This window comes from Hymenobacter sedentarius (assembly GCF_001507645.1).
In the GTDB taxonomy this organism is placed as follows: Bacteria; Bacteroidota; Bacteroidia; order Cytophagales; family Hymenobacteraceae; genus Hymenobacter; species Hymenobacter sedentarius.
In genome coordinates this window covers 219,174-236,452 of the sequence record NZ_CP013909.1, presented here as the reverse complement: position 1 = coordinate 236,452, position 17,279 = coordinate 219,174, and the positions used below count along the sequence as shown (strand labels likewise).

14 protein-coding genes are annotated in these 17,279 nt (G+C 58.3%); 8 read left to right on the top strand and 6 right to left on the bottom strand.

Annotated features, from left to right (window positions below; all coding sequences use genetic code 11):
• The first annotated feature begins 65 nt into the window (after positions 1-65).
• The 3 genes from AUC43_RS01025 to AUC43_RS01015 all read left to right on the top strand — a co-directional run bounded on the left by AUC43_RS01025 (position 66) and on the right by AUC43_RS01015 (position 2,282).
• Positions 66-854, top strand: a complete 789-nt coding sequence (locus tag AUC43_RS01025; protein WP_068188669.1) for a hypothetical protein — start codon at positions 66-68, stop codon at positions 852-854.
• Positions 855-991: 137 nt separating this feature from the next.
• Positions 992-1,264, top strand: coding sequence for a hypothetical protein (locus AUC43_RS01020; RefSeq protein ID WP_068188665.1), 273 nt, complete (start codon positions 992-994; stop codon positions 1,262-1,264).
• Between the two features lie 85 nt (positions 1,265-1,349).
• Positions 1,350-2,282, top strand: coding sequence for an isoaspartyl peptidase/L-asparaginase family protein (locus tag AUC43_RS01015; RefSeq protein WP_068188661.1), 933 nt, complete (start codon positions 1,350-1,352; stop codon positions 2,280-2,282).
• Positions 2,283-2,351: 69 nt separating this feature from the next.
• Here the strand turns inward: AUC43_RS01015 and AUC43_RS19920 are convergent, their stop codons facing one another.
• Entirely contained in the window at positions 2,352-4,043 is a 1,692-nt protein-coding gene (locus tag AUC43_RS19920; protein WP_071885786.1) for an ATP-dependent nuclease, read from the bottom strand.
• 145 nt (positions 4,044-4,188) lie between these two features.
• Between AUC43_RS19920 and clpB the strand changes: the two genes are divergently transcribed.
• Positions 4,189-6,798, top strand: coding sequence for an ATP-dependent chaperone ClpB (gene clpB / locus AUC43_RS01010; RefSeq protein WP_068188657.1), 2,610 nt, complete (start codon positions 4,189-4,191; stop codon positions 6,796-6,798).
• 100 nt (positions 6,799-6,898) lie between these two features.
• Here clpB and AUC43_RS20740 read toward each other — a convergent pair whose 3' ends face one another.
• Positions 6,899-7,378 carry a hypothetical protein gene (locus tag AUC43_RS20740; RefSeq protein ID WP_157780867.1) on the bottom strand — a complete coding sequence of 160 codons (480 nt, stop codon included), beginning with the start codon at positions 7,376-7,378 and terminating at the stop codon, positions 6,899-6,901.
• Positions 7,379-7,963: 585 nt separating this feature from the next.
• On the opposite strand from AUC43_RS20740, the gene AUC43_RS01005 reads away from it, so the two are divergent.
• The 4 genes from AUC43_RS01005 to AUC43_RS00990 all read left to right on the top strand — a co-directional run bounded on the left by AUC43_RS01005 (position 7,964) and on the right by AUC43_RS00990 (position 12,093).
• Entirely contained in the window at positions 7,964-8,281 is a 318-nt protein-coding gene (locus AUC43_RS01005) for a nucleotidyltransferase family protein (protein WP_068188654.1), read from the top strand.
• Entirely contained in the window at positions 8,259-8,624 is a 366-nt protein-coding gene (locus tag AUC43_RS01000) for a HepT-like ribonuclease domain-containing protein (protein ID WP_071885785.1), read from the top strand. Before AUC43_RS01005 ends, AUC43_RS01000 begins: the two co-directional genes overlap by 23 nt.
• Before the next feature lie 375 nt (positions 8,625-8,999).
• Positions 9,000-9,599, top strand: a complete 600-nt coding sequence (locus AUC43_RS00995; protein ID WP_068188647.1) for a HupE/UreJ family protein — start codon at positions 9,000-9,002, stop codon at positions 9,597-9,599.
• Between the two features lie 139 nt (positions 9,600-9,738).
• Positions 9,739-12,093 (top strand): M1 family metallopeptidase, encoded by a 2,355-nt coding sequence (locus tag AUC43_RS00990; RefSeq protein ID WP_068188643.1) that lies wholly within the window; start codon positions 9,739-9,741, stop codon positions 12,091-12,093.
• 359 nt (positions 12,094-12,452) lie between these two features.
• On the opposite strand, the gene AUC43_RS00985 is transcribed toward AUC43_RS00990, so the two are convergent.
• From AUC43_RS00985 to rny, 4 genes are all read right to left on the bottom strand, one after another.
• Entirely contained in the window at positions 12,453-13,109 is a 657-nt protein-coding gene (locus AUC43_RS00985; RefSeq protein WP_068188640.1) for a cytochrome b/b6 domain-containing protein, read from the bottom strand.
• A 14-nt stretch (positions 13,110-13,123) separates the two neighbouring features.
• The gene (locus AUC43_RS00980) at positions 13,124-14,359 is read right to left on the bottom strand and encodes a pyridoxal phosphate-dependent aminotransferase (RefSeq protein WP_068188637.1); all 1,236 of its coding nucleotides are present in this window, start codon (positions 14,357-14,359) and stop codon (positions 13,124-13,126) included.
• Between the two features lie 136 nt (positions 14,360-14,495).
• Positions 14,496-15,479: an N-acetylmuramoyl-L-alanine amidase gene (locus AUC43_RS00975; RefSeq protein WP_068188634.1), complete on the bottom strand. Its 984-nt coding sequence runs from the start codon at positions 15,477-15,479 to the stop codon at positions 14,496-14,498.
• A 97-nt stretch (positions 15,480-15,576) separates the two neighbouring features.
• A complete protein-coding gene (gene rny, locus AUC43_RS00970) occupies positions 15,577-17,265 on the bottom strand; it encodes a ribonuclease Y (RefSeq protein ID WP_233254075.1) in 1,689 nt (562 codons plus the stop codon).
• Positions 17,266-17,279 lie beyond the last annotated feature (14 nt).

Sequence of the window (17,279 nt, the reverse complement as noted above, 5' to 3'; positions counted from 1 at the left end):
TGCTTTTTACTCGCCGATAAGTGCTGCCGGTCCGACCTTGATAGGAAAAGAGCACCCTAACTAATATGAAGCGCATACATCTGTTCGAACTGGAAGATTATCCCTGGTTTCCGCACTGGCTGCGCGCCTGCCTCACCCGGCTGATGGTGGTGATGCACAACCTGCTGGGCACCCCCGCCGATATAGCAGCCCTGCTCACCAGGGCCTTGCAGCATACGGGCCAGCACACCATCGTGGACCTTTGCTCGGGTGGGGGCGGCCCCATGCGGGAAGTGTTTCGGGCGCTGCAGGCCCAGCCCGGCGGCGAGCAGCTGCGCCTTACGTTTACCGACCTGTACCCGAACCGCGAAGTGGTGGCCGAAATAAACAGCGGCCCCAACCCGGCGCTGACGTATTGGCTGGCGCCGGTGGATGCGCTGCAGGTGCCGGCCGAATTAGCCGGGGTGCGCACCATGGTGGGCAGCTTTCACCACATGAACCCGGCCACCGCGCGCCGCATCCTGCAGCATGCCCGTGACAGCCGGCAAGCCATCTGCATCTACGAAATGAGCGATAACAGCCTGCCCACTGCGCTGTGGTGGGTATCGCTGCCCATGATATTTATGATGGTGTTCTTCCTCACGCCCTTTGCCCGGCCTCTCACCTGGAAGCAGTTGGTGTTTACGTACCTACTGCCGGTTATTCCGCTGTGCTTTGCCTGGGATGGGGCTGTGTCCAATGCCCGCACCTACACCTTGGAAGACCTGGACCAACTGCTGGCTGGGTTCGAAACCGAAGATTACAAATGGGAGAAAGGACGCATTACCGGCAAGGCCAAGAAACTGTATTTGCTAGGGCTGCCGCAGCAGAGCTAACAGAAAGGGCAGAAGCTGTCGCTGCTTAATGAGAAAGCTGGGCAGCTTCTTGGCATCTTCGGACAAGAACTAGCTTTGCCACCTTGCAGCGGCAGCGCCCAGCGCCGCATTCATCCCTCCAAAATACCTAATTGAGAATGCAAGATGCCATTCTGGACCTCGTTCGCCAGGCCCACGCCCTGACGGAGTCCACAGCCGTTACGACCAGCGACCTCACCACGCGCAAGCAACTAGTGCTGGCCGATTTGTCCCTGCACCTCGTACAGGCCGCGCTACGCCAGGAGCAGCCCGACCCCGCGGAGCTCAAGCGCTACCTCTACAGCATCCTCACCGTGTGCGACGGCTTCGTGCCGGACCTGGACCTCAAGGCGATGGCGAATGTGGTGCTGCCGTTTGAGGAAGCGAGTTAGTTGAGCCCTGCCCCGTGTGAAAGCTGCCGAACGATACGGACGCTTCTTCTAGTCTGTTGAATCTTAACCTACCTAATCAGAGCCCATGCCTTCCACCAATTTCACGCTGTTGCTGCACGGCGGCTCGGGCCGCCTGTACCCCGCCGGCACCCCGTTTCCGCAGGAAGCCGAATACCACCGCACCTTGACTGCTGCCGCACAAGCGGGCTTCGCGGTGCTGGCCGAGGGCGGCAGCAGCCTGACCGCAGTCGAAACCAGCCTGCGCCTGCTGGAAGACTCGCCTCTGTTCAATGCCGGGCGCGGCTCGGTGTTTTCGCACGCCGGACTGAATGAGATGGACGCGGCCCTGATGGACGGCGCCACGCTGCAAGCCGGTGCGGTGGCCGGCGTGCGCACCGTGCGCAACCCCATTTCGGCAGCCCGGGCTGTGCTCGAACGCTCCGCTCACGTACTGCTCACGGGCGCCGGCGCCGACCAGTTTGCCGCGGAAATGGGCCTGGAAACGGCCCCGCCGGAGTGGTTTCGGACCGAGGAGCGGTGGCAGCAGTTTCAGGCCCTGCAAGCCGCCGCAGCCAGCTCCTCCGCCCCAACCACCAAATACGGCACCGTGGGCGCCGTGGCCCTCGACCAGGCCGGGCAACTGGCCGCCGGCACGTCCACCGGGGGCATGCTCAACAAGCAGTATGGCCGGGTGGGCGACTCGCCCATCATCGGGGCCGGCACCTACGCCAACCACGTGTGCGCCGTGTCGGGCACCGGGCACGGCGAATTCTTCCTTCGCCACACCGTGGCCCACGACATCGCCGCGCTGATGGAGTACCGGGGCCTGAGCGTGGAGGCAGCCGCGCACCTGGTCATCCACGAGAAAGTGGCCCCCGCAGGCGGCAAAGGCGGCGTCATCGCCCTCGACGGGCACGGCCGCGTAGCCATGCCCCACAGCACCGAAGGCCTGTTCTGGGCCTACGTGAGCGCCGACGGCCGCACCGGCACCAACGTGTGCAACATGATTGTGGAGTAAACGGAGCAATACGCCCCCACCCCCGCCCGCTGCCCCCGCCGCTGAGAGAAAAGGAAGCTTCTTGTGTAGCTATTCAGGTATCCCTTTCCTGCTAGGATTATCTACCCATAGCCTCATGCGCCCCACAAAGTCCCACACATCACCCTTGGAAGGTTGCACATAACCTGTTTGTGTTGGGTCCTCACCCATGGCCTCAAACATTCTAGGAAGCCAATTCTGCTTTTCTCTTGGAACTCCCAGATTGCCTAGCCAAGCCTCAACTTCACCAGAGCGTACTACAAAAACACCATGTTCTTCTAGTTGGTCGAAGTAATCATTAGCTCCTTGTTTATCTATTGCCGTTAAAACTTCAATTCCGCCATTGCGTTTCCAGGTAACATCTACTGCATTTAGTGCAGCAAGTAAATTAGAGCGAGTTATTTCAATTCCCCCTAGACTTACCTTAGAGAAAAAAGCTCCCTCAGTTAATTTACTGAATGTTTTGCCTCCTTCTTTCAATACATCTAAGTCTACAATGCCAATAGCAGGAATGCCTAATTCTCGCAATGGGCGCACAATATCCCAAATAGTCTGTTTATTCTGGGCATTGATAAAAAGACAATTTCCTAAGCCTCGCCAATCTTTTGCAGTTCGAAGTCGCTCATTAACTTCTTGATAAAAAGCTCTGTCGGAATCTCCCTCTGTAACAATCACTGCTTCATAAAATAAGCCATCTAGCATTCCCGTTGAGCGAAGCATAGGATTGCGCATTAAATGAAGTAGCTGTTCGCGTCGTAAGACACGGGTAGTTGCAACTCCTCCTTTGTAAGTCAAGCGCACAATGTTAAGGGGCGCTCCGGACTGTATACAGCCCATCAAGAATGACGCGCTATGCGTCGATACAAATAACCTTTTTTCGGGTTCACTAGCTGATATAGAAGCCACTTCTTTGCCGAGCTTCATCGACAATGCGGGATGCAGAAATGCTTCCGGTTCGTCTATAAGAGTGATTTTGGGGTCACCAACAATTAATGCAGTAATTATGCCTGTGAATGCCCGGACCCCATCACTAGTTTGTTGAATTAAAGTACCGTCTCGATGATAAGCAATAGCTAAATCGTCCCACCCTCTCTCCTCAGCTTCAGTGGATGGGGCTCGGTCTGTTAAACGTACTCTGAGGTATCCTGGATTTGTTGGGTCAATCACGAAATAACGGCCAAAAGCATCAAACACTATGCGCCTTATGACTTGACGTAGTGTGTTGTTAAGAAAGAGGCGTGATAGTGGATTATTAGGTTGAGCTTGAAAATCACCTGTTTTTCTTTCTGTTAATAGGCCGAGACGACTGCTCCCATCCAACCTTAATGTAAATAAACTTCTTAAATCACCATACTGGTTTGAGCCAGAAACAAATCCTTGCACGGCTTCCTTGACTAAGTATTTATAATGGATTCTTTTAAAATCATCACTATTTTCATTCAGTTTGGTTCCTGCCCTAGATAAATAAACGTAATCAGAGTCGCGACTCTGGCCTAGTGTATTAGGACTTTGAATCTTATTTATTTCTACATTAAGTTCTTCTTCACTAAATTTTTTAAAGACTACACTTTCTAATACTTTATTTGGTAGACAGTGCCCATTAACACTCCAATTTTCTAATTCGACTAAGACTCGACTCTTGCCAGAATTGTTTGGTCCTACAAATACAGTGATTGGTGCTAACTCCAGCGTTAAGCCTGGTGTTGATGACGGGCCCGCTTTGAAATTCAATACTTCTACCATCTGTTTTGCCTGTAATTTTGTCTTTTAGCGTGCAATGTAAACATTTGTTTCCCGCCAAAAAGTCCGAAAAACCTCTTCTGCACCCCCTTTGCTAGTCCGCTCGTAGAACTTCTCCACTGAAGCACCTACTAAGAGACTACGACAAATGGACTTTAAAAACTTCACCATCAAGGCACAGGAGGCCGTGCAGAAGGCCACCGAAATCGCCGGGGGCAACCAGCAGCAGGCCGTAGAAACGGGCCACCTGCTGAAGGGCCTCTTCCAGAGCGACGAGAGCGTCTTCTCGTTTCTCGCCAGCAAGCTCGGCGCCAACCTCAACATCCTTACCCCGCGGCTCGACGCCATTGTGGCCGCTTACCCCAAGGTGAGCGGCGGCTCGCCCTACTTCGCCAACGAGGCCGCCGCCGCCGTGCAACGCGCCAACGCCGCCATGAAGGACATGGGCGACGAGTTTGTGTCGGTGGAACACCTGCTGCTCGGCATCCTCAGCGGCAAAGACGCTGTGGCCACTCTGCTCAAAGACACCGGCTTCAACGAGAAAGACCTGAAAGCCGCCATCAAGGAGTTGCGCGGCGGCCGCAAGGTCACGAGCCAGAGCGCTGAAGACCAGTACCAGAGCCTGAACCGCTACGCCCGCAACCTCAACGAGCAGGTGCGCGCCGGCAAGATGGACCCCGTGATTGGTCGCGACGAGGAAATCCGCCGCGTGCTGCAAATCCTCTCGCGCCGCACCAAAAACAACCCTGTGCTGCTCGGCGAGCCCGGCGTGGGCAAAACCGCCATCGTGGAGGGCCTGGCCCAGCGCATCGTGGCCGGCGACGTGCCCGAAAACCTGCGCGACAAAACCATCATGAGCCTCGACATGGGCCTGCTGGTGGCCGGCGCCAAGTACAAGGGCGAGTTTGAGGAGCGCCTCAAGGCCGTCATCAAAGAAGTAACCGACTCGGATGGGCAGATTGTGCTCTTCATCGACGAGATGCACACCCTCATCGGGGCCGGTGGCGGGGGCGAGGGCGCCATGGACGCCGCCAACCTGCTCAAGCCCGCCCTGGCGCGCGGCGAGCTGCACGCCATCGGCGCCACCACGCTCAAGGAATACCAGAAGTACATCGAGAAAGACAAGGCCCTGGAGCGCCGCTTCCAGGCCGTGATGGTGGACGAGCCCAGCATTGAGGACGCCATCAGCATCATGCGCGGCATCAAGGAGAAGTACGAGCTGCACCACGGCGTGCGCATCACCGACGACGCCGTGATTGCGGCCGTGGAGCTGAGCGCCCGCTACATCACCGACCGCTTCCTGCCCGACAAGGCCATCGACCTCATGGACGAGTCGGCCGCCAAGCTGCGCATTGAGCTGAACTCCATGCCCGTCGAGCTCGACGAAATCCAGCGCCGCATCATGCAGCTCGAGATTGAGCGCGAGGCCATCCGCCGCGAAAACAACCACGACCGCGAAGCCGTGCTCAGCAAAGAGCTGGCCGAGCTCAACGACAAGCGCGACAGCCTCAAGGCCCGCTGGGAAAGCGAAAAAGGCATCCTTACCGGCATCCAGGCTCAGAAAGAAGCCATCGAGCGCTACAAGATTGAGGCCGAGCAGGCCGAGCGCCAGGGCGACTACGGCCGCGTGGCCGAGCTGCGCTACGGCAAGATTCAGGAAGCCGAAGCCAAGCTCAAGGAGCTGCAGGAGCAAGCCAATGCGAATAAGGACGGCGGCACCATGCTGCAGGAAGAAGTAACCAGCGAAAGCATAGCCGAGGTAGTGGCCAAATGGACCGGCATCCCGGTGAGCAAGATGCTGCAGTCGGACCGTGAGAAGCTGCTGCACCTGGAAGAAGAGTTGGGCAAGCGCGTGGCCGGCCAGTCCGAAGCCATCGCAGCCATCTCCGACGCCGTGCGCCGCTCCCGCGCCGGCCTGCAAGACCCCAAGCGGCCCATCGGCTCGTTTATCTTCCTGGGCTCCACCGGCGTGGGCAAAACCGAGCTGGCCAAGGCCCTGGCCGAATACCTGTTCAACGACGAAAACGCCATGGTGCGCATCGACATGAGCGAGTACCAGGAGCGCCACGCCACCTCGCGCCTGATAGGCGCGCCTCCCGGCTACGTGGGCTACGACGAAGGCGGCCAGCTCACCGAGGCCGTGCGCCGCAAGCCTTACTCGGTGGTGCTGCTCGACGAAATCGAGAAAGCGCACCCCGACGTGTTCAACATCCTGCTGCAAGTGCTCGATGACGGCCGCCTCACCGACAACAAAGGCCGGGTGGCGAACTTCAAGAACACCATCATCATCATGACCTCCAACACGGGCGCCGACATCATTCAGAAGAATTTCAAAGAGCTGAACGAGTACAACCACGACGAAGTGGTGGACCGCACCCGCGAGGAAGTGGTAGAGCGCCTCAAGCAGCACATGCGCCCCGAGTTCCTGAACCGCATCGACGAAATCGTGATGTTCCAGCCCCTCAAGCGCAAGGAAATCCGCAAGATTGTCGACATCCAGTTCAAGCAGATTCAGCAGCGCCTGGAGGAAGCCGGCATTCGCCTGGAGGCCACGCCCGAAGTGCTCGACTACCTCGGCGAAGCCGGGTTCGACCCGCAGTTTGGCGCCCGGCCGCTCAAGCGCGTTCTGCAGCGCGTGATTCTCAACGAGCTGTCGAAAGACATCCTCTCCGGCCGCGTGAGCAAAGACGCCGTGGTGGAAGCCGTACTCGAAGACGGCCAGGTGAAATTCGAGAACGTGGAAATGCCCACGGTGTAATTATTGACCTGAATTGAGTAATTAATTAAAAAGCCCCGATGGCAATTGCTAGCGGGGCTTTTTAATTAGCACGTATCTCCAAACAAGAGAAGCATACTTATTAATGAAAATTAGAAGGGGAGTTGGGCGGCAGAAAAAGGTTTGGGCTTAATTTTCGTTTGATTTTTGGCGGTAGAATGTGTTTTTCTGTGTAATTAATAATTACCTCTGCTTCCCTGTCTTTGAAATTCCGCGACAATTGATAAATTCCAAGTGCCGTTATAGGAGCAGCAAGAACAAATCCTAGCTGCATCCCGCTTACAGCGTCAGGAAGGTTGCCATAGGTAGATGTTGAAGGACCGGCCGTAGCTACATAAACTAATGGGGTTGCAACTACAGCTATACCGCCAAGCACGACTAAAAGCCCACCGCCTACGCGCCTATTAGTAAACATCCGGTGCAGTGCTTTAACGGTGTCGGCCGCAGTGAGCTGAGGTAGGGTATATAGGGGAGGCATCCCGCCTACCCGAGACGAATCTGGCAGGGTTTGCCCACAGAGCGGGCCGGAAAGAAGCAGTAGTAGGCAGAGGAAGTGCAGCATATCAATTGGATAGATGAATCGAAATGTACATCGTGGAATTCAATGCAGCGCATTTAATTTAGGAGAATGCGGAACTGCCCACAGTGTAATTATTGAGCTAGCTGATTTGTAAGAGCGAAAGCCCCGCCAGCAAGCAGCTGGCGGGGCTTTCGTTTAATGGCTTGGTGTATGAGAATATGTCAAGGTGGATTCTAATCGGTTATGCAATTGCCGTTGAACTCGGGAGCTCAACGGTAAGTGTTGCTCATATTCTCGGATGATTTTTTCCACGTCTGGCGCGAGTTCAGGCGCAGCCGTAAGCCGTAACTCGTGACCGGCGATAACGCGGAGCTTGTAGCTCCACTGCCGCGCAGCGGCAATCGGCAGCCGCATGGACAGGTCGTTCCACCGCAAGCCGTTCTATTGCGAGGCACAACCTCGCCCAAATTTTCGGTACGAGTTACGCTGTGCTAAGCTTGCACCAGGGTACGCTTCTTGCCGAAACTCCTGTTAACCCCAGCCGCGCCCGCCACAGTGGCGGGGCGCGGGGGAGCCCAGCGCCGAGGCTGCCGTATCTTGTGCGTCCCCAGTCCCGTAGCCCACTTTATGGAACCCGTCCGCACCAAAGCCGAAGTTATCGAGCGCCTGCAGGCGCAGCGTGAGCAGCTGCGGGGCCTAGGCGTGGCGCAGCTGGGTTTGTTTGGCTCGTTCGTGCGCGACGAGGCCGGGCCGGAAAGCGACGTGGACTTGCTGGTCGATTTTCAACTGGGTCAGAAGTCTTTGCATACGCTGGTGGCGTTGGGCGACTTTTTAGAAGACTTGCTGGGCCGAAAAGTGGAACTGCTGACCCGTCCGGGCCTTTCGCCTTATATCGGGCCTCATATTTTACAGAGCACGGAAAATGTCCTCGCCACCGCCGCTTGAGCGATTGATGCACATTCGAGACGAGGTGCTATTCTTGCAGCGGTGCCGGTCAGCGTACGAATTGGGAACGATAATTCACGATGAAACGCTGAGCCGCGCCGTTGTGCGCAGCCTGGAAATCATTGGCGAGGCCACGAAGCATGTACCATTGGCTTGGCGTGATGCCTACTCGCAAGTGCAGTGGAAAGGCATTGCTGGCATTCGTGACCGCATGATTCACCACTATTTTGACATTGACTTCGAAATAGTAGCAGCTGTGCTAGAAAACGACCTAGACACACTCGGCAAAACCGTAGCACTAATGCTGTCAGAGTTGATTGATAACCCGCTGCATTTCTCTTGAAACTCCCGCTACCCTCGCCGCTTCAGTCACCGGCACGGAAAATGACGATTATAAAAAAAGGCCCTGGCTATTTAGCCAGGGCCTTTTTTATTTTAAAAAGCAGGTCCTAGAAATCCTTCGCGTTCAGGCGGCCGACCATGCTTTTGGGCAACGCATTTCTGGTGTGGCAGCAAGACCAGCAACAACCTCAATCTGAGGATTGCGAAAAGCTGGGCGGTTTGGACATTGCCGCAAGATATGTAGACGTAGCTCAAGTTGCCTATTTAAATTATTCCGTGATTTTATCAAAAAGCTGGCTAGGTAATTCCGCAAAACGCGCATTCAATAAAATGCCGACCTTCGCCTTCCGGCCTAGTTGTCAAGAATGCCTTTTTGATGTCTGTATTTCAAACTTACCTGCAGCTCGGGTTTCTGCACATCTGCACGCCCCGGGCGGCCGACCACCTCACGTTTTTGCTGGCGCTGTGCGCGCCCTACGTCCTGGCCGACTGGCGCCGGGTGCTGGCGTTAGTCACCAGCTTCACGGTGGGCCACTCGCTCACATTGGCCCTGGCCACGCTGGGCGTGGTGGCGTTTAATCCGGCCGTGATTGAAGCCCTGATTCCGATTACCATCATGGTTACGGCGTTGCTCAATTTGCGCAGCGCCAACAGCCGGGTGCTCCGGCCGCGGGCGCCGGTGGTGATAGCCGCCGCGCCCAATGCCTTGGCGCTGGGGTTCGGCCTCATCCACGGCCTGGGGTTTTCCAACTACCTGCGGGCCTTGCTCGGGGCCAATAGTCGCCCCATCAAGGAGCTGCTGGCCTTTAATGTAGGGGTTGAGCTAGGGCAGGTGCTCATTGTGAGCGTCATTTTGCTGGCGGGTGCGGTGCTGCTGCGGGGGCTGGGCGTGGCGCGGCGCGATTGGCTGCTCACCACCAGCGGCGCCGCCCTGGGCATTGCCACGGTGCTGCTGCTACAGCAGATGTGGCCCTAAGGGTAGGATTTTTGTTGCCGCTACCTGTTGGGGTGCAGGTTACGCCAATTATTTGCTGGAGCCGCCGCAACCTCTGGCGTATCTTCGTCGACTTTCCCAGCTACGGCTTCTTTTGCTTTTTTCTCCTTTACTTTTTTCTATGCGTCGTTTTCTATTTGCCGGCTTGGTGCTGGCTTTGGCGGGCCAGCGGCCGGCTTTAGCTCAGACCACCAATTCGGGTACCGACAAATTTGCACAGCTCGAAACGCTGCTGCCCACGCCCAACACCTACCGCACGGCCAGCGGCGCGCCCGGCAAAGACTACTGGCAGCAGCGCGCCGACTACGACATTAAAGTGTCGCTCGACGACGCCAAGCAGGCCATCACCGGCCGCGAAACCATTACCTACACCAACCTGTCGCCGGATGTGCTGCCTTACCTGTGGGTGCAGCTCGACCAGAACATTCTGGACAAGAATTCGATAACAAAGGCCACCGAGGTGGGCCAGCTGCAGGATAAAATGTCGTTCAACGCCCTGGAAGGCATGTTGTCGGATTTCGACGGCGGCTTCAAGATTGAGAGCGTGACGGGCAAAGACGGCAAGGCCCTGAAAACAGTGACCAACCACACCATGATGCGCGTGGACTTGCCCTCGCCCTTGCGCCCCGGCCAGTCCTTCGCCTTCAACGTGAAGTGGCACTACAACATCAACGACCAGCTGAAAATCAACGAGCGCAGCGGCTACGAGTACTTCCCCGAGGATAAGAACTACCTCTACGAAATCGCGCAGTTCTACCCGCGCATGGCCGTGTACTCCGATAATCAGGGCTGGCAGCACAAGCAGTTCCTGGGCAATGGCGAGTTCACCCTGCCCTTCGGCGACTATAAAGTGAGTATCACCGCGCCGGCCGACCACGTGGTGGGTGCCACGGGCACGCTCCAGAACGCCTCGCAGGTGCTCACGGCTACGCAGCAGAAACGCTTCGAGCAGGCCAAAACCGCCAAGAAGCCCGTGCTCATCGTCAGCCAGGAGGAGGCCGTGAAGGCCGAAGGCAAACGCGCTACCGGCACCAAAACCTGGAGCTTCGCCGCTAAAAACGTGCGCGACTTTGCCTGGGCCAGCTCGCGCAAATTCATCTGGGATGCCATGCAAATCAAGCAAGAAGGCAAGCCCGTGATGTGCATGTCGTACTACCCCAAAGAAGGCAACCCGCTCTGGGGCAAGTATTCGACGGAAGTCGTGGCCCACACCATCAAGACGTATTCCAAGTTCACGATTCCCTACCAGTACCCGGTGGCCATCTCGGTGCACGGCCCGGTAGGCGGCATGGAGTACCCAATGCTTTGCTTCAACGGCGGCCGCCCCGAGAAGGACGGCACGTATTCGGCGCAGCGGAAATACGGGATGATTTCGGTGATTATCCACGAAGTGGGGCACAACTTCTTCCCCATGATTATCAACTCCGACGAGCGGCAGTGGACGTGGATGGACGAAGGCCTGAACACCTTCGTGCAGTACCTGACCGAGCAGGAGTGGGAGCGCAACTACCCGTCGTCGCGCGGTGAGCCCCGGAACATGGTGAACTACATGCTAACCGACAAGACCCTGCAAACGCCAATAATGACCAACTCGGAGTCGGTGCTGCAGTTCGGCAACAACGCCTACGGCAAGCCGGCCACAGCGCTGAACATTCTGCGCGAAACGGTGATGGGCCGCGAACTGTTCGACCACGCCTTCAAGACCTACGCCCAGCGCTGGGCCTACAAGCACCCCACGCCGGCCGACTTCTTCCGCACCATGGAAGACGCCTCGGCCGTGGACCTGGACTGGTTCTGGCGCGGCTGGTTCTACACTACTGACCGCACGGACATCGCCCTGGAATCGGTGAAAAGCTACGAGATGAGCACGAAGAACCCGCAGGTCGAAAATGCCCGCCTGCAACAGCAGCAAGCCGCGGCCCCGGCCTCCATCTCGGCACAGCGCAACGCCCAGGACCTCAAGAGCACGCTGGTAGACGAGAAGCCCGAGCTCAAGGACTTTTACAACAGTTTCAACCCCTTGGCCGTGACGCCGGCCGACCAGCAGCGCTACACGGCGTATATGGGCACCCTGAGCCCCGAGCAGCAGCAGCGCCTGGGCCAGGAGCAGCACTTCTACGAGCTGAGCTTGCGCAACGTCGGCGGCCTGGTGATGCCCGTGATTGTGCAGCTCACCTACGCCGACAACTCGCAGGAAATTCAGACCATCCCGGCGGAAATCTGGCGCAAGAACAACGCGCAGGTGAGCAAGGTGATTGTGACCAAGAAGCCGGTCATCAGCTTCGTGCTCGACCCCTTTCAGCAGACGGCCGACACGGATTTGAGCAACAACGCCTTCCCGCGCCAGCCCGCTGCCTCGCGTTTCGAGCTCTTCCAGCAACAGCAGCAGGCCCAGCCCAACCCCATGCAGCAGGCAGCCCAATCGGCCAGCCCCATGCAAAAGCAGGAGCAAAAGCCTACTGGCGGCACCAAATAAGCAGCCCGATACATTCGGAACTGTGCACAAAAAAGCAGCTCAATTGAGCTGCTTTTTTTGTGCAGTGCAGATAGGAACTGGCGGCGCCTCAGCTCTGACGGGCACGGCCCCTCTCCACAGGAGAGGCACCACAGCGGCGCACCTGTCATTGCGAGTGAAGCGCAGCGGAACGCGGCAATCCGTCCTCTCACTGCGACCAATGCCGAGTTGTAACAAACTCAGTAGAAGCGAAAAGCCCCGACTCTGCAGTAGAGCCGGGGCTTTTCGCATTATTGGGCTGGCCGCTGAGACCAAGACGGATTGCCGCGCTGCGCTCGCAATGACAGCACCGCGCCACGGCCGGGGGTGAGGTGCCGCCGCTAAGCCACGCCCTTCTTTTCTCCGCCCACCATGCGCGAAATCAGCCCGTGGTCCTCACTGATTTCGGCCCACACCACGCCTACCACGTGGATGACAATGAAGCCGATAATCAGGAACATCGTCACGTTGTGCGTTTCCTCTGCCAGGTGATGAATGCCCTTCAGCCAGGATACGTCCTCATATATCAAAATGAGGCCGGTTGCTACCATAATGGTGATGAAGAGGTAAAACAGCGCGTAGGTGGCTTTGGCGAACAGAATTTTGCCGGCTTTGCTCTTGTCGGCGGGCGGGGCTAGGCGGTAGCGGCGCAGAATTTCCAACAGCCGCGCCGAAAAGCGCAGTTCCGAAGGGCCCGTCAGCTGCAGGCCGAGCCGCATCACCCAAAGCGCCACCAGTGCCCACCCGAAGTAAATGTGCCAGGCCCAGATACGCTCGCTGATGATGTGGGCCAGCTCGCGTGCCTGTGGCACTGAAACATCTTTCCCAGAAGACTGGAGCTCTGTCACTGCCGATTTGGATTTGACAATCACCTTCTGAAACAGAATGGTCATCAACTGTAGGCTGATGAGCAGTGCGTTGGCCCAGTGCCAGAACCGTATCGAGGCGCGGTAGTCTTTGATGGGTACTTCGACGGCAGGGGCAATGCTGGTGTTCATAGGCGGTCAGAAAATCAAATAGTAATGGCAGTTGTGGCTTCTGCGGCTGGCAGCGGTTCGGTGCGGCCGGGGTAAGCCAGCAGGGCAAGCTCCAGGCAAGTGAGAGCCGCCGCCAAATCGGTGCGGTTAAGCACGTAGGCCAGGCGCACTTCCTGCCGGCCCAGGCCCGGCGTCTGGTAGAAGCCGTTGGCCGGCGAAAGCATCAGGGTTTGGTTTTCGTAGGAAAAGCTTTCCAGCAGCCACCGCCCAAACTCTTCGGTGTCGTCGACGGGCAGGTGGGCCAACACGTAAAACGCCCCGCCGGGGCGCGGGCATACCACGCCGGGCATGGCCTGCAGGCGCGCCACGGTCAGGTCGCGCCGGGCCAGGTACTCGGCCTTGCTCTCGTCGAAATACGACTCCGGCAGCTCCGAGGCCGCCTCGGCCAGCAACATGCCCAGGCCGGGCGGACTCACCCGCATCTGGGCAAAGCGGAAGGCGGCCATGTACACTTGCTTATTGAGCGTGACCAGCGCGCCCACGCGGGCCCCGCAGGCGCTGTAGCGCTTCGAAATGGTATCCACCACTACCACGTGCTGCTCGGCCCCAGGGAGCTGCAGCGCGCTCACGTAGGGCGCGTCGTAGCAAAACTCCCGGTAGGCCTCGTCCGACAGCAGGTACAGGTCGTGCGCTTTGCAGAGCCCGAGAATGCTTTCCAGCTCGGCGCGGCTGTACACGTAGCCGGTGGGGTTGCTGGGGTTGCAGATGAGGATGGCCCGCGTGCGGGGCGAGAGCACGCGCTCAAAGTCGGCCAGCGGGGGCAGGGCAAACCCGTTTTCGATGTGCGCCGTGACGGGCACAATGGTTACGCCGGCCGCAATGGCAAAGGCCGTGTACGTGCCATAAAACGGCTCCGGAATAATGACTTCATCGCCGGGGTTGAGGCAGGTGAGCAGCGCAAACAGAATGGCCTCGCTACCGCCGGTGGTCACAATAATGTCCTCGAAGGCCACCGGCAGGCTGGCCCGCTGGTAGTAAGCCGCCAGCTTGCGCCGGTAGCTTTCGGTGCCCGCGCCGTGGCTGTAACCCAGCACGCGCACGTCGGCGGTGCGCACGGCTTCCAGCGCGGCGGGCGGCGTCTCAATGTCGGGCTGGCCGATGTTGAGCGGATACACAATTTTGCCCTGAAGCCGGGCTGCTTCGGCATAAGGCGCCAGCTTACGAAACGGCGAAACGGGCATGGCCTGCCCTCGCAGTGATACTTCTAACATACAGGTAAAGTTAAGAGCGGCCACCCGGCTAAGCGCCAGGAAGCCCGATGACTAAGCCACCGGCCCCGGGCTGGCCCCGGGCCAGAGCGTGGGCTTAGCCGCTTCGTCATCTGCGAAATATAATTCCCAGAGGCGGTTATAAGTACTTCTTGTAGAGATTATACAGAATGCGGGTGTCGGCGTCGGTCAGCGGCGCGGTTACGTTTTGCTGAATGAAATGGCGCTTGAACGCCTGAATGGCCGCCGGCAGGTCGTGGGTGTCGTACCCAATGATGCGCAGCGCTTCCTGCGGGTTAAAAGTCGCCTGCGTCCCGTTTAGGCGTGCCAGCTGCGCATCAACCATAGCAGTATCCCGCAGAAGAGAGCCCTGAGGCCTGCTGTTGGGCAAGGGCAGGTTGCCGGCCAGGGCCACCGTGCTGTCCACCAGCGTGCTATCGGGCAGGGTGGGGGTGCCGGGTGGGCTGGGAAGCGGGCCCGCATCGTACCACAGGCCAAACCCGTTGTCGGCCAGCCGCTTCCAGGGAAACAAGGCGCTGGGGTCGTTCTTGCGGCTGGGGGCAATGTCGGAGTGGCCAATGAAGTTGGCCGTGGGGATGCCGTAAGCCTTCTTCAGGCCCGCCAGCACTTTCAACAGGCTGGCTATCTGCAATTCGCTGAAGGGCTCGGTGCCATTGTTGTCCAGCTCAATTCCGATGGACGCGGAGTTGATGTCGGTGGTATTGCCCCACTTAGCCACGCCGCCGTGCCAGGCCCGCAGGTAGTCGTTGAGCATGTGGTACACCTGGCCGTCGCGCCCAATCACGTAGTGCGCGCTCACCTGGGTGCGGGGCAGCGTAAACGTCTTCAGCGTCTGCGCCGTGGAGTCCTGGGCCGTGTGATGGATAACGACCAGGTTGGGCTTGCGCAGGTTGAAGTTGGTGGTGCCCACCCAGTACTTGCCCAGCAGCATGCTGTCGGCGCCCGGCGTGGGCACGGGCATTGTGCGCAAGGACTTGGCGTAGGCTTTTACCTGCTTCTTATAGGAGCGGTTGGTAGTGGCGTAGGGGTTCTGCACGGCGCAGGCGCTTAGCCCAAGGGCCGCGAATAGGTAGAATGAGCGGGTGATAATGCAGGCCTTCATAGGCTCGAAAGGTAAGGATGGATATAGCCACATGCCATAAAAAAGAAGCCCTTGGAGCAACTGCTTCAAGGGCTTCTCTTGGGGATTGGCGGGCAGCTTACTTGGCGTACGCCACGGCGCGCATCTCCCGAATCACGGTGATTTTAATCTGGCCCGGGTACTGCATTTCCTTCTCAATCTTCTGCGAAATTTCGAAGCTCAGCTCGGCGGCGCGCTCGTCGGTCACGTTCTCGGCGTCGACCATCACGCGCAGCTCGCGGCCGGCCTGGATGGCGAAGCATTGGTTCACGCCCTTGAAGCCGTTGGCGGTTTCTTCGAGTTGCTTGAGGCGCTTGATGTAGCTTTCCATCATCTCGCGGCGGGCACCGGGGCGCGAGCCCGAGATGGCGTCGCAGGCCTGCACGAGCGGCGAAATCATGGCAGTCATTTCAATTTCGTCGTGGTGGGCGCCGATGGCGTTCACCACGTCGGGGTGCTCTTTCCACTTCTTGGCCATCTCCATGCCCAAGATGGCGTGGGGCAGCTCGGGTTCCTCGGTGCTCACCTTGCCGATGTCGTGGAGCAGGCCGGCCCGCTTGGCTTTCTTCACGTCGAGGCCCATCTCGGCGGCCATGGTGGCGCAGAGGTTGGCTACTTCGCGCGAGTGCTGCAGCAGGTTTTGGCCGTACGATGAGCGGAAGCGCATGCGGCCCACCATCTTAATCAGCTCGGGGTGCAGGCCGTGAATGCCAAGGTCAATGATGGTCTTCTCGCCAATTTCGACGATTTCCTCTTCGATGTTCTTGCGGGTCTTAGCCACGATTTCCTCCACGCGGGCGGGGTGAATCCGGCCGTCCTTCACCAGCAAGTGCAGGGAGAGACGGGCAATTTCGCGGCGCACCGGGTCGAAGCCCGAGATGATGATGGCCTCTGGCGTGTCGTCCACGATGATTTCAACGCCCGTCGCGGCTTCCAGCGCCCGGATGTTGCGGCCCTCACGGCCGATGATTTTACCCTTAACGTCGTCGCTTTCAATGTTGAAAATCGACACACAGTTCTCAATGGCGTGCTCCGAAGCGGTGCGCTGAATAGTTTCCAGCACAATCTTCTTGGCGTCTTTGGTGGCGGTCAGCTTGGCCTGGGCCACGGTGTCCTTCACGTAGGAACTGGCCTGAATCTGGGCTTCGTTTTTTAGGGATTCTACCAGCTGCTCGCGGGCCTCGGCGGCCGTGAGGTTGGCAATGGTCTCGAGCTGGCGCTGTACCGAATGGAGCTGCTCTTCGGCCTCTTTCTGCTTTTCTTCCAGCTCAGCCATAGCGGCTTCGTGGTCGAGGCGGCGCTTTTCGGCCTGGCTTTCCAGCTTGTCGCGCAGTTGCTGGGTGTCGTTCTGGTTTTTCTCGCGGGCTTTTTCCAGCTCCACTTCCTTGCGCTGCAGCTGCTCGAGCTGGCGCTGGGTGGTTTCGGTGAGCAGCTTGATGCTCTGCTCTTGCTCGACTACGCCTTGGCGGCGCTCGGTGAGCTCTTGCTCCAGGCTCTGCTTTAGGCGGCGGCTTTCGACATCAAACTCGTTGCGGAGGTTCTTGAACTTGTTCTTGGACTGCTCCAGGCGCTCGTCGGCCTGCTTTATCTTTTCGTCGCGGAGGCGGTTGCCTTTCTCCTCGGCGTCGCGGAGGATTTCTTGGGCCCGGGCCGTGGCCTGGCCTTCGTGGTCCAGCCGGGCTTTGCCGGCCAGCTGCTTGCCAATCACGAAGCCCGCCACAAGGGCGACCACCGCGGTCAGCAAACAGTACATTATTAGGGGGGACATATCAGTATGGTTTT